This window comes from Archangium sp. Cb G35 (assembly GCF_001896145.1).
In the GTDB taxonomy this organism is placed as follows: Bacteria; Myxococcota; Myxococcia; order Myxococcales; family Myxococcaceae; genus Archangium; species Archangium violaceum.
The window spans coordinates 934,582-946,838 of the sequence record NZ_MPOI01000001.1 but is presented as its reverse complement, the minus strand read 5'-3'; the positions used below and the strand labels follow the sequence as shown (position 1 = coordinate 946,838).

Genomic DNA, 12,257 nt, shown 5'->3' with positions numbered 1-12,257 from the left:
GCGTCACCTCGAAAGACGGGTGTCACTCATCGGCCTCGATGTCGTCATCGAGGTCGGCATCCTGGTCCTCGGCCTCCGTCTCGGGAGGCTTCGCCTTGGGCGGGCGGCCGCGCTTCTTGGGCGCGGCGGCCTCGGCGCCCTCGGGCTTGGGCTTGGGCGGACGGCCCCGCTTCTTGGGCGCGGGAGCCTCGGCGCCCTCGGGCTTCGCCTTGGGCGGGCGGCCGCGCTTCTTGGGCGCGGCGGCCTCGGCGCCCTCGGGCTTGGGCTTGGGCGGACGGCCCCGCTTCTTGGGCGCGCCCTCGGCACCACCCTCGGCGGGCATGGCCGCGGCCTTCTTGCGGGGCTTCTCCTCGCCCTCCTCGTCCTCCTCGCCGGCTTCCTCGGAGGACTCCTCCTCCTCCTCGGCGGGGGCTTCCTCCTCGTCCGGAGGCAGGTCCAGCTCGCTGTCGAGCCCGAGCAGGTCGGCGTCCAGGCCGAGATCCTCGTCCCCCTCTCCAGGGCGGGGCGCGAACTCGGCGGCGGTGCGCTTGGGGCGCTCACGGCCGGGCGGGAAGAGCACCAGGTCGATGGCGTCCTCGGCGTTGCAGTCCGAGGTGTTGAGCGCGGCGGCGATTTCCGACACCAGCAGGTGGCGAGCGTTGTCGTACAGCTCACGCTCCTTGGTGGGCAGCGGGCGCAGCTCGCTGAGCACCTGCAGGCCCTTGACCACCTCGGCCATGCCGATGAGGCCACCCTGGGCCATGCGGTCCTGGTTGGTGCGCGCGCGCATCTTCCAGTCCAGGTCCGCCTTGTCGCTGTCGGAGCGCAGGAACTCGAAGACCTGTTTGACATCCTCGGGGCCCGCCACCTTGCGGACGCCGATGGAGATCACCTTGGTCTGGGGCACCATCACCTTCGCCCCATCCTCTTCCCGGTGCATGGTGACGAAGGTGAGCTTCTGCCCGGCCACCTCCTTCACATCAATGGCCGAGACGCGGCAGACACCTTGATTCGGGTAGACCACCCGGTCGCCAACCGCGAGCTGGAGTGACGCGGAGCCTTCTGGCATGTCCCCCTCATGAGACGCGAGAGCAGTGAGTGGTCGTAGCATCAACCCTCAACGGATGCCACGACTTAGGAGGGGCGGATGTCCGGTCCCAGGAGATCCGGGCGTCCAGCCGGGCGTGCGCCCCGGGGCCTGGAGGGTGGGGGAGGGTCTTTTTCCGCTACAGGACGCAACAGGTCCGAAGCGCCAGGACCCCTGCGGCGCGGTGGCCCCGGGTATCATGCGCCGCTCAACACTTGCCCCGATGGACCTCCTCCTGGTGAACGCCTCCGCCCGCCTCGCCGCGCTCGTTCTCACCCTGGCCTCCGCCCCCGTGCTCGCGGACCCGGCGGTGCTGCTCTCCCCGTCGCTCGGCCGTCCCGGGAGCGTCACCCTCCAGGGGCGGGTCCTCGCCGACACGCCTCATGGGAGCTCGGCCCTGACCCGAAACCTGCGCAGCCTGGCGGCCCGCAATTGGGTGGGGGCGAAGGTGGAGGTTTCCTTCGAGGGGGTGACGGCCATCGTCACCAGCGCGGAGGACGGCAACTTCCAGGTCACCCTCCAGCCGCCCGAGGGGCGCTCCTTTGCTCCGGGCCGCTCCTCCGCCCAGGCCCGCGTGACGGGCGCGTCGGCCACGGCCTTCGTGGAGATCCTCGCGGACGCGGCCCCCTTCCTCGTCGTCTCCGACTTCGACGACACGCTGGCCATCTCCGAGGTGACGAAGCCGGCAAAGCTGGCCGCCAACGCGCTGCTGAGGGACGAGGACACGCAGAAGGCCGTTCCCGGCATGCCGGGCTTCTATGGGTGCCTCGGGGCCGAGGAGAAGACGCCGCCGGGCTTCGCGCTGGTGAGTGGCTCGCCCGTCCAGTTCATCCCCCGGGTGGGGGCCTTCCTCGAGCGGCACCGCTTCCCCACGGGTTTCGGTCTCTTCCTGCGCGACTTCGGGCCGGGCACGCTCTCCACCTACAAGCAGCCCCTCATCCGGAGCCTGTTGCACCGCTTCCCCCATCCGGTGGTGCTCGTGGGGGACTCGGGCGAGAAGGACCCGGAGGTCTACGCGCAGATCCGCGAGGAGTTCCCCGGCCGCGTGCGGGCCATCTACATCCGCGACGCGGGGAACAGCGCGAACGCCAGCCGCTTCCAGGACATGGTGCTCTTCAAGGACGCGAGCACGGCCGCCCTGCACGCCACCCAGGCGGGACTCGCCCGGAGGGAGTGTGTCACCGCCGCGTTTCCCGAGGCGGCGCCGCGCGTGGAGGAGGCGCCATGAGGCTGGAGCGGGTGCTGTGGGCGGCCATGGTGCTGGCCGTGGGCTGCACGGAGGAGAAGCCGGCCGAGCCGCTCTCGTCGCTCAAGCCGGCGCCGCTCCCGGTGCTCGCCTCGGAGGAGGACGCGCGCTTCCAGGTGGCTCCGGCCGAGGTGTACGGCGAGCCCGTGCCCGGAAAGGTGCTGAGGGTGGAGCTGGCGGGAGAGTCCGTGCAACTCGGTGGGGAGCGGTTCGTGCCCACCAGGCCCGAGGACCAGGCCCGGCTGCGCGAGCGGGTGAAGGAGCGGGGCGTGCTGCTCGTGCCGGACGCGGACACGTTCCTCGCGCAGACCTCCGAGCTGCTCGCCGTCCTGCGCGAATCCGCGAGTGAGGTGTGGCTGCTCCACCCGGATGCCCCGGCCGCCTACCGGCTGGTGCTGCGCGACGAGCAGGGCTTCCAGGCGTGGCTGGCCGAGGCCGCGCCCGGCAAGCTGCGCATCATCCAGCGGCAGGATGGCTTCGAGCTCACCACCAGCGTGGGGAAGCTGCCGGGGCCCGATGCCAACGGCCCCTCGGTCCCCGTGCGCGGTGGGAAGCAGGACATCGCCACGCTGCGCAAGGGGCTCGGGAGGCTGAAGGGGCGCTTCACCACCTCCGAGGACATCTGCCTCGTGCCCTCGTTCGGCACGGAGCTGGCGCAGGCCGCGCGGGCGCTCAGTGGTGTGTACGCGGCGCCCGGCGAGCCCTACTTCGAGACGCTGTGCTTCATCTACCCGACGCCCCGGGCACCCGCCGTGGCCGGAGCTCCGGCGGGGCAATAGGGCCCGGACGGCTACTCGATGGTCATGGGGATCCGCACTTCCTCGACGAAGTCCCCCTGGCAGCTGGTGAAGCCCTCGCAGGACTCCACTCCGGCCTGACCCTGGGCGGTGACCCGGAGCGTGAAGTTGCCGAGCCGCCGCACATCCAGGACGAAGCGGATGTGGTTGGCGTCCACGCGCAGGCCCTGGATCGTATAGGTGTCTTCCTCTCCTTCCGGCGTACCGTCCAACCGGAGGGTGACCTGCGCGCCATCGATGATATCGGTCACCGGGAACCACTCGATGTCCACCGCGGACCCGTTGCGGAGCGTGTTGGTCTGCTCGACGCCGTTCACCTTGATCCGGAAGCCCCGTGCCGCGTGGAGTTGCTTGAAGGAGGCGCGCAGGCTCGATTTGCCATCCGAGAGGACGTAATCCGTCAGGGGCTCCTCGGCCGGACGCACGGGGCCCTTGAACCGGGGGAACTCGCAGCCGAAGAACCCACTGGGGGTGTCATAGAGCTCTCCCCGCTTGTCCAGGGTGAAGGCCTCTCCGTTGACGGTGAGCGAGGTCTCCGCCGGGATGCGGTAGCACGACGAGCCCGCGGGGCTGTCGTACTTGAGCAGCACGGTCTCTTCACTCGCGCCATCGTACAGGGCATGGAGGGTCAGTCCCGGGATGTCCTTCAAGTCCCGGTCGAGGGTGGCGGGTCTACATGCGGTGACGGCCAGGGCGAGGAGCGGCACGAGTTTCTTCATGCCCGTGTTTCCTAGCAGAGATCTCCGGTCCGTCTCCGGGGATGAGCAGCCGCACCCTCGGGGATGCGGCTGGCTCGCAGGACAGCGTACGAGGGAGGCCGCGCGGGTGCACGGCCCCGGAGGGCTCAGTTCGTGGCCACGCAGACGGAGAGGGGATTGCCCTGGAAACCGCCCGTGCACTTGTAGCCCGTGCGGCAGTCATCATCCGAGCCGCACTTGAGGAAGCAGGCGGACACGTCCTCCGCGTAGCCCTTGCTCACACAGCTGCTGCCCGTGGGGCAGGTCTCGTCCTTGCCGGGCACGCAAGACTGCGAGCAGTAGCCTCCCGGGGTGAATGCCTGGTTGTTGATGCAGAAGCCCTTGTCGCCACAGTCGGCGTCCGTGGTGCAGGCGTCGCCCACCGTCGCACCACAGCCCACGAGTCCCAGTCCCAACAGCACGGCTCCCAGCACGTTCCAGCGCAGCTTCATGGCGTCACTTCCTCCGCGAGTCCAACTCGGTTGAGAAGGGGCGGGCCTGTGGCTACTACCGCCCTGATGCACCGCGCCATATCTTGCCCGGCGCGGTGGCACAACTGCCTCCCGAGCGAGGAGGCAACCTCCTGGAGGATTCCGAATGGCAGCAGTGCTCGAGCAGGCCCGTTCCGGTGCGGTCCCCGTCGGGGGTGCCTTCCTGTTCAACGACGTGGGCTCGGTGCGCATCACCACCCCCGAGCTGTTCACCGAGGAGCAGCGTCTCTATCTGAAGACGGCCCTCCAGTTCTCCACCGAGCAGGTCCTTCCCCATGCCGAGAAGATCGAGGCCAAGGACAACGCGCTGCTGCGCGACCTGCTGCGCCGGGCGGGCGAGCTCGGCTTGTTGATGATCGACATCCCCGAGGCCCACGGCGGCCTGGGCCTGGACAAGACCACCTCGCTGCTCATCGCCGAGGCCATGAGCCTGCAGGGCTCCTGGTCCGTGTCCTTTGGTGCGCACACGGGCATTGGCACGCTGCCGATCGTCTGGTTCGGCAACGAGGCCCAGAAGCAGAAGTACCTGCCGAAGCTGGCCACCGGCGAGCTCGTGGCGGCCTACGCCCTCACGGAGCAGGGGAGTGGCTCGGATGCGCTCGGGGCCAGGACGAAGGCCGTGCTGTCTCCGGACGGCAAGGAGTGGATCCTCAACGGCTCCAAGCTCTACATCACCAACGCGGCGTTCGCGGACGTGTTCGTGGTGTTCGCCAAGGTGGACGGCGACAAGTTCACCGGCTTCATCGTGGAGCGGGGCTCGCCCGGCTTCACCGTGGGGCCCGAGGAGCACAAGATGGGCATCCGTGGCTCCTCCACGTGCCCGCTCTACTTCGAGGACGCGCGGATTCCCCGCGAGAACCTGCTCGGCGAGGTGGGCAAGGGGCACAAGATCGCCTTCAACATCCTCAACTACGGCCGGCTCAAGCTGGGCGCGGGCGTGCTCGGCGGCATGAAGCTGCAACTGCGCAACGCGCTGCTCTTCGCGCAGGAGCGCAAGCAGTTCCAGACGGCCATCGCGAGCTTCCCGCTCACCCGGGAGAAGCTGGCGCGGATGACCACGCTCATCCACGCGGTGGAGAGCATGACGTACCGCACGTCGGGCCTGGTGGACGCGGTGATGGCGGGGGCGGACAAGACGGCCGCCGACTACTCCGCGCGCCTCATCGCCGCCATCGAGGAGTACGCCATCGAGTCCTCCATCATGAAGGTGTACGGCTCGGAGGCGCTCGGGTACGTGGTGGACGACGCGGTGCAGATCCACGGTGGCGCGGGCTACATCGAGGAGTACCCGGTGGAGCGCGCCTACCGGGATGCGCGCATCAACCGCATCTTCGAGGGCACCAATGAGATCAACCGGATGCTCATCGCGGGGATGCTGCTCAAGCGCACGATGAAGGGCACGCTGCCGCTCTTCGAGGTAGCGCAGGCGGTGGACGAGGACCTGACGGCGGGGCGGCTGCCGAAGGCGCGGGTTCAGGACGAGCTGGCCGCGGAGGAGCAGGCGGCGGAGAACCTCAAGCGGCTGGCCATCTACACGCTGAAGGTGGCGGCGGAGACGTTCGGAGCGGAGATCGAGCAGCGCCAGGAGGTGCTGGCCACGGTGGCGGACATCGTGATGGACGCATACGCGCTGGACTCGGTGGTGACGCGCACGCGCCAGGCGGCGGGGGACGGGAAGCTGGACGCGGTGCGGGTGGCGATGGCGCGGCAGTTCGCCACCGAGGCCAACGTCCAGTCCTACGCCCGGGCCCGGCGCGCGCTGTGCGCCACCGTGAAGGGCGACACGCTCCAGGAGCACCTGGCGAAGGTGGCTCGGCTGGAGCTCTTCACGCCGTACGATCCGGTGGAGCTGCGCGAGACGATCCTCCAGGCCGTGGAGAAGGCCAGCGGCTATCCGCTGTCCGCGGTGTAGGGCCCGGAGGAGCGTTCCTGCTCACGGCATGCGCATCACCGCGTCCATGCCGAAGCAGACGCGGGCGCGCCAGGGCGCGGGCGGCATGGACTCGAGCGACAGCAGCTTCTCCAGCCGCTCCGCCGAGTCCGGCTGCAGGGTGCCGAAGGTGACGCCGAAGGTGGGCAGCACCTCGGGCCCTCCCGCCGACGTCCACGCCACCTCGCCGTGCAGCATCATCGTGCCCAGCGCCAGGTCCATCTCCAGCATGAAGGGCATGCCCACCTTCACCGAGGCCGGCAGCGCGGGCGCCTCCACCTCCAGGCCCACCCCTCCCCGCGACAGATCCCTCACGAAGAAGGGCGGCGCGAAGGGCGTCTCCTCCTCCATCGCCGGCAGGTGCAGCGGGACGCGCGGGTAGCGCCGCAGCTTCTCGAACTCCTGCAGATCGAAGATGCGCTGCAGCACCGCGTCCAGTCCGCCCCGATCCTGCCCCGGGTCGTACTTCACGGTGATCATGTGGCGCCCGTTGGGCTGCGCCGTCACCCGCACCACCTCGCCCACCACCTCCACCGGCGCGGCCACCCCGGGGTTGTGCATCTCGAAGACGAAGCGCGTTCCCACCGGCAGGCTCTTCTGCGTCTGCAGTGTCACGCCTCCCCGTCCGATGCTGCGCGTGTACTCGCTCAGCAGCGCCTCGGGTTTCTTGTAGGCCACCTTGAGGCGTACCTCGCCCTGGGCTCGGTTCGTCGCGTTCTGGCTCATGGCAGCGGTGCTCCCCTGTAATGACTCGGCGGGTGGATCATAGGGCAAAAGCAAGGCCGGGCCTCCAGCTTGGAAGTCCGGCCTCGGAAAAGCGACAGCGAGCGGGCGACTAGGCCTTCGGCAGCTCGCCCGCGGTGATGGCCACCGTCTTGTTGGCGTAGACGTAGCTGCCCTCGGAGGTCTTGATGGTGCCGTCCACCACCAGCGACACGCTGCCCGCGTGCGTCGACGTGGCCATGAAGTCCATCTTCAGCTTCACGTCGGCGTCGATGAAGTCGGAGATCTCGCCCTCGAGGGTCAGCTTGCCCTTCATCGCGATGACGAAGGCGCCGCTGGTGTACTTCGGGTCGATGCTGATCCCCAGCGAGGTGTTCATGGTGCCGTTGTACTCGCTCTTCCCGTCCTCGCTGCAGCCATCATAGGTGATGCTGTAGTTGATCAGCCCGTCGAGCTCGCCGCCGGCGGCGTTCAGCGTCAGGCTCGCCTTGCCGCTCTTGGTGCAGTCGGCCGAGATGGTGATGGACGCGGCGCCGCTGGCCAGCGCCTGCTCCACGAGGGCCTGCCCGGTCTTGCTGCCGCGGCCGGCGGGCTGGGAGGCCTGGAACGCGGCCGCGGCCGCACCCTCCTCACCACCACCCAGCTTCGCACCACCACAGGCCACCAGGCCCAGGGTCATCGCGGAGAGCATCATCAGACGAGTCAAGCGGTTCATGCGTGCACCTTCATTTTCTATGAGGTCCCGCCCCCCCGGCCGGGATGCGAGGCGTGAGCGGCCCTGCACAGGCGCTCAGCGGGCGGCAGTAATGCAGAGCCCTCTGGCCGGGGTCAATTCCGAGCCCGCCGATCCACTCGTTCCCACCCGCGTCCCCACCCGAGCCACCCTCCGTAGGTTTTCCCGCCCGACACGGGCCTGTACGCGCCTGTTGCATTTCTTGACCGGGTAGGGGGCCACGCGTATTTTCCGCCGCCCAAAGTGGATCGGAGTGGGAACGGGTGGCGTAATGTGGATCGGCCGGGCTGACAGGGTGGACTTCTTCGCGTGTTCCGAGGCGTCTATGAGCACCAGATCGACGCGAAGGGGCGCACCAGCCTCCCGGCCCGGCTGCGCGAGACGCTCGTGGGCTCGTACGACGAGCGCCTCATCATCACGACGGCGTTGGACCCCTGTCTCCATGCCTACCCGGTGCGCGAGTGGGAGCAGCTCGAGGCGGCGCTCGCCAAGCGCAACCCGATGGAGCCAGGGGTGAAGACGCTCATGCGGCTCTACGTGGCCAGTGCGCAGGAGTGCCCGCTCGACAAGCTCGGGCGCGTGCTGATTCCGCCGTCGCTGCGCGCCCACGCGGGGTTGGACAAGGATCTGGTGTGGGCGGGGATGGTGAAGGTGATCGAACTGTGGAGCCGCGAGGGCTGGGCCAGGGCCCAGGAGGAGGCGCGCAAGGAAGCCTCCAGCGCGGACGTCATGCGCGTGCTCACCGAGCTGCGCCAGTAGTGGGCTGATTTTTCGACGGGAAGCGGGAAACCCGGGAAGGTGGTGTCATGAACCAGGTAGCCGAAGCACAGGGCATCCGCGCGGTCTCCAGTGGGCGCGTGGAGACCCTCATGCTCGAGGGGGAGCTTCTGGAGAAGGACCTCACCCAGCTCTGCGAGGAGCTCGGGCTGCGCATGCAGCGGGGCCTTCGCAACGTGGTGCTGGACCTCGCCGAGGTGCGCCACCTGGACTACCGCGGCGTGAAGCCCCTGGTGGCCCGCGCCGAGGCCTTCCGCAAGGCCGGCGGGGACATCAAGCTGTCCGGGCTGTCTCCCTACCTGGCCGCCATCCTCCGGGCCGCGGGCGCTCATGATGTCTTCGAGCTCTACCCGCATATGAACGATGCCCGGGCCGCCTTCGCGCTCGCGCGGGCCCCGTTCGTCTAGGCGCCCCTTGGCTGACTTCAGCCATCAGACCGTCCTCCTGAGTGAATCGGTGGACGTCCTTCGACCGGGAGCGGGGAAGGTGATCATCGACGGCACACTGGGTGGTGGTGGTCACTCCGAGGCGCTTGCCGCCCGGGGTGCGACCGTGCTGGGCGTGGACCGGGATCCGGTCGCGCTCCAGGCCGCCCGCGCCCGGCTCGCCGCGTACCCCGCCTTCAGCGCCCGGCAGGGCAACTTCGGGGACCTGCTCGAGGTGGCCGCGGATCTGCTTCCGGTGGACGGCGTGCTGGTGGACCTGGGCGTGTCCTCGCCCCAGCTCGACGTGGCCGAGCGTGGCTTCTCCTTCCAGAAGGACGGCCCGCTGGACATGCGCATGGGCGACACGGGCCGCACCGCCGCCGAGCTCATCGCCGAGGAGGACGAGGCGGAGCTGCGCCGCATCCTCGAGGAGTACGGTGAGGAGCCCTTCGCCCGGCCCATCGCCCGGGAGCTGAAGCGCGCGCTGCCCACGCGCACCCTGGAGGCCGCCGAGACCGTCAAGCGCGCCGTGCCGCGCAAGGCCTGGCCCAACAAGATTCACGTGGCCACCCGCACCTTCCAGGCGCTGCGCATGGCGGTGAACCAGGAGCTGGAGTCCCTGGAGTCGCTGCTCGCCGCGCTGCCCCGGTTGTTGAAGGTGGGGGGCCGCGCCGCCGTCATCTCGTTCCACTCGCTCGAGGACCGGAAGGTGAAGGAGACCTTCCGGGACATGGTGGGAGCCTGCAAGTGCCCCCCCGGACTGCCGGTGTGCGTCTGTGACGGCCAGGGTGACTTCGCCCTGGTGTCGCGCAAGGCCATCGCGCCCTCGGACGAGGAGATTGCCGCCAACCCCCGTGCCCGTAGCGCGCACCTGCGCGTGGTGGAGAAGATCCGATGAGCCGCAGCAAGCCAGTGTCTCGTGGCAGTGGGAGTGGGGTGACGGTGGGCGAGGTGTTGCTGCACCTGCTGCCCGCGGTCTTCCTCTTCGCCCTCTTCGCCGCCGTGGGCTTCGTCCACGTAGCGAGCCGCGTGCTGGTGGTGGACATGGGCTACCGCCTCTCCAAGGCCGAGACCGAGGAGCGCGCCCTCATCCGGGAGAACGACAGGCTGAAGCTGGAGCTGGCCACCCTGAAGAACCCGGCGCGGCTGGAGAAGCTGGCGCGCGAGAAGCTCGGCATGTCCATGCCCGCGGGCTCGCTCGTCATCGCGCTTCCGGCGGAGCCGGCGGGCAAGAAGCGCAACGCCCGCGTGGAGGCCCGTGACGCCCGGAGCGTCCGCGTGGCCGATCGCGGTGCACCGCACTGAGGGGGCCGGCCGTGAGGGACTTCAAATCGGCGCGGGCTCCCGAGCCCAACCAGAAGTGGCTGCGGCTTCGCGTGAAGCTGCTCGCCTTCTTCTTCGTCGCCCTGCTGCTGGCCGCCTTCGGCCGCGCCGTGCAGCTCCAGGTGTTCGAGCGCGACAAGCTGCGCGGGCTCGCCCAGGACCAGTACGTCCGCCAGATTGAGATCCCCGCCCGCCGTGGTGACATCTTCGACCGCCGCGGCACGCCCTTCGCCCAGAGCGTGGAGGTGGACTCCATCTGGGTGGACCCCTCCATGCTGCCGGACGTGAAGCAGGCCGCGCGCTCGCTCGCGAAGGTGCTCAAGCTGGATGTGGAGGAGCTGCACGCCCGGCTCGGTCGCGCGAAGCGTTTCGCCTGGGTGAAGCGTCAGGTGACGCCCCGCGAGGTGGAGGCGGTGAAGGCCCTGGGGCTGCCCGGCTTCGGTTTCACCAAGGAGCCCAAGCGCTTCTACCCGCAGAAGGAGCTGGGCGCGCACGTGGTGGGCATGGTGGGCCTGGACGGCCACGGCCTCGAGGGCCTGGAGCTGGCCTTCGAGGACGAGCTGTCCGGGCAGAACTCGCGCCTGTCCGGCTTCCGCGACGCCAAGGGCCGCAAGCTGCTCGTCTCCGGCGCTCCGGACACCATCGATCGCCAGGGCGCCTCCGTCACCCTCACCATCGACCGGCACCTCCAGTTCGTCGCCGAGCGGGCCCTGAGCCGCGCGGTGGAGGAGGCCAAGGCCGTGGCGGGCATGGCCATCGTGTTGGAGCCGAAGACGGGGGAAATCCTCGCCATCGCCAACCACCCGCGCTTCAACCCCAACGCGCCCGAGAAGGAGGCGCGTGCCAGCATGCGCAACCGCGCCGCGCTCGACGTCTTCGAGCCCGGCTCGACGATGAAGGCCTTCGTCGTGGCCAGTGCGCTGGATGAGAAGGTCATCAAGCCGGATGACCTCTTCTTCTGCGAGAACGGCGCGTGGAACATCGGCCGGCACACCATCCACGACACCCACCCGCTCGGCTGGCTCACCCCGCAGGTGGTGCTGCGCGAGTCCTCCAATATCTGCTCCGCCAAGATTGCCCAGCAGATGGGCCGGGAGCGGCTGGTGAAGTCCTACCGCGACTTCGGCTTCGGCGAGCGCACCGGGCTGGCGCTGCCCGGCGAGGGCAGGGGCTCCATCCCCTTCCCCAAGGCGGAAGTGTCGCTGGCCACCCAGTCCTTCGGGCAGGGCATGAGCGCCACCGCCGTGCAGATGGCCGCCGCCTGGGGCGCGCTGGCCAACGGCGGCGTGCTGATGCGCCCCTACCTCGTCTCCAAGGTGGTGGACCCGGACGGGGTGGTGCTGCTGGAGAACCGGCCCACCGAGGTGCGCCAGGCCGTCTCGGCCGCTACCGCGAAGAAGGTCATCTCCATGCTCGAGAGCGTGGTCACCAAGGAAGGGACCGCTCCCAGGGCCGCCATGGAGGACTACCGGGTGGCAGGCAAGACGGGCACCGCCGAAAAGGCGGATCCGGTGGCCCGGGGGTATTCCGACAAGCGGCTCGCCTCCTTCGTGGGCGTGGTACCGGCCGAGAATCCGCGCGCCGTCATTCTCGTGATTGTGGACGAGCCCAAGACGGACGTGTACGGGGGAAAGGTGGCCGCCCCTGCTTTCAAGGAAATCGCTACCGCCGCCATGGCCCATCTGGCCGTCCCTCCCTCGCGAGAGGTGCCGCTGCCGTCCACCGCCCTGCCGGTGGCGGCCGCTCAGCCCCCTCCCTCGAGTGCGGAGACGGCTCAGCCCATGGTGTCGGAGGCAGTCACCGAGAACGCGGAGCCTGGCTCCGTCCGCGTTCCGGATGTTGTGGGTCAGGCGGGGCGCGAGGCGGTGACGAAGCTGCTCTCGTCGGCCCTGGAGCCTCGATTGTTGGGTAGTGGACGCGTTGTTTCGCAGAGTCCCGCCGCCGGTGCGCTGGTGGAGAAGGGTGCGCGAGTGACGCTGGAGCTGGCGGCGCGGCAATGAGGCCGCGGG

13 protein-coding genes are annotated in these 12,257 nt (G+C 69.4%); 8 read left to right on the top strand and 5 right to left on the bottom strand.

The genetic code is table 11. The annotated features are described in order from the left end of the window. Positions 1-22 precede the first annotated feature (22 nt). Positions 23-1,048: a CarD family transcriptional regulator gene (locus BO221_RS03895; protein WP_073558925.1), complete on the bottom strand. Its 1,026-nt coding sequence runs from the start codon at positions 1,046-1,048 to the stop codon at positions 23-25. A 217-nt stretch (positions 1,049-1,265) separates the two neighbouring features. Between BO221_RS03895 and BO221_RS03890 the strand changes: the two genes are divergently transcribed. Both BO221_RS03890 and BO221_RS03885 read left to right on the top strand, forming a co-directional pair. Then, positions 1,266-2,294, top strand: coding sequence for a phosphatase domain-containing protein (locus tag BO221_RS03890; protein WP_233165652.1), 1,029 nt, complete (start codon positions 1,266-1,268; stop codon positions 2,292-2,294). After that, positions 2,291-3,091: a hypothetical protein gene (locus BO221_RS03885; protein ID WP_073558923.1), complete on the top strand. Its 801-nt coding sequence runs from the start codon at positions 2,291-2,293 to the stop codon at positions 3,089-3,091. Before BO221_RS03890 ends, BO221_RS03885 begins: the two co-directional genes overlap by 4 nt. 11 nt (positions 3,092-3,102) lie before the next feature. On the opposite strand, the gene BO221_RS03880 is transcribed toward BO221_RS03885, so the two are convergent. Further along, entirely contained in the window at positions 3,103-3,828 is a 726-nt protein-coding gene (locus BO221_RS03880; protein WP_073558922.1) for a hypothetical protein, read from the bottom strand. A gap of 125 nt (positions 3,829-3,953) precedes the next feature. Next, complete coding sequence (locus tag BO221_RS03875) at positions 3,954-4,298, bottom strand: hypothetical protein (protein WP_073558921.1); 345 nt, start codon at positions 4,296-4,298, stop codon at positions 3,954-3,956. Between the two features lie 145 nt (positions 4,299-4,443). Here BO221_RS03875 and BO221_RS03870 point away from each other — a divergent pair, with 145 nt between their 5' ends. Further along, positions 4,444-6,249 carry an acyl-CoA dehydrogenase family protein gene (locus BO221_RS03870; RefSeq protein WP_073558920.1) on the top strand — a complete coding sequence of 602 codons (1,806 nt, stop codon included), beginning with the start codon at positions 4,444-4,446 and terminating at the stop codon, positions 6,247-6,249. A gap of 21 nt (positions 6,250-6,270) precedes the next feature. Here the strand turns inward: BO221_RS03870 and BO221_RS03865 are convergent, their stop codons facing one another. Both BO221_RS03865 and BO221_RS03860 read right to left on the bottom strand, forming a co-directional pair. After that, positions 6,271-6,993 (bottom strand): PilZ domain-containing protein, encoded by a 723-nt coding sequence (locus BO221_RS03865; protein WP_073558919.1) that lies wholly within the window; start codon positions 6,991-6,993, stop codon positions 6,271-6,273. A gap of 109 nt (positions 6,994-7,102) precedes the next feature. Further along, the gene (locus tag BO221_RS03860) at positions 7,103-7,705 is read right to left on the bottom strand and encodes a hypothetical protein (protein ID WP_143195243.1); all 603 of its coding nucleotides are present in this window, start codon (positions 7,703-7,705) and stop codon (positions 7,103-7,105) included. 327 nt (positions 7,706-8,032) lie between these two features. On the opposite strand from BO221_RS03860, the gene mraZ reads away from it, so the two are divergent. Genes mraZ through BO221_RS03835 form a run of 5 tightly spaced genes read left to right on the top strand, consistent with a single transcriptional unit; the run spans position 8,033 to position 12,248 of the window. Beyond that, a complete protein-coding gene (mraZ, locus tag BO221_RS03855; RefSeq protein WP_073558917.1) occupies positions 8,033-8,482 on the top strand; it encodes a division/cell wall cluster transcriptional repressor MraZ in 450 nt (149 codons plus the stop codon). A 47-nt stretch (positions 8,483-8,529) separates the two neighbouring features. Next, positions 8,530-8,907 (top strand): STAS domain-containing protein, encoded by a 378-nt coding sequence (locus BO221_RS03850; RefSeq protein WP_073558916.1) that lies wholly within the window; start codon positions 8,530-8,532, stop codon positions 8,905-8,907. After that, positions 8,864-9,823, top strand: coding sequence for a 16S rRNA (cytosine(1402)-N(4))-methyltransferase RsmH (gene rsmH / locus BO221_RS03845; protein WP_073558915.1), 960 nt, complete (start codon positions 8,864-8,866; stop codon positions 9,821-9,823). Before BO221_RS03850 ends, rsmH begins: the two co-directional genes overlap by 44 nt. After that, positions 9,820-10,230 carry a cell division protein FtsL gene (ftsL, locus tag BO221_RS03840; RefSeq protein WP_073558914.1) on the top strand — a complete coding sequence of 137 codons (411 nt, stop codon included), beginning with the start codon at positions 9,820-9,822 and terminating at the stop codon, positions 10,228-10,230. Before rsmH ends, ftsL begins: the two co-directional genes overlap by 4 nt. A gap of 11 nt (positions 10,231-10,241) precedes the next feature. Continuing rightward, positions 10,242-12,248: a penicillin-binding protein gene (locus BO221_RS03835; protein WP_073558913.1), complete on the top strand. Its 2,007-nt coding sequence runs from the start codon at positions 10,242-10,244 to the stop codon at positions 12,246-12,248. Positions 12,249-12,257 lie beyond the last annotated feature (9 nt).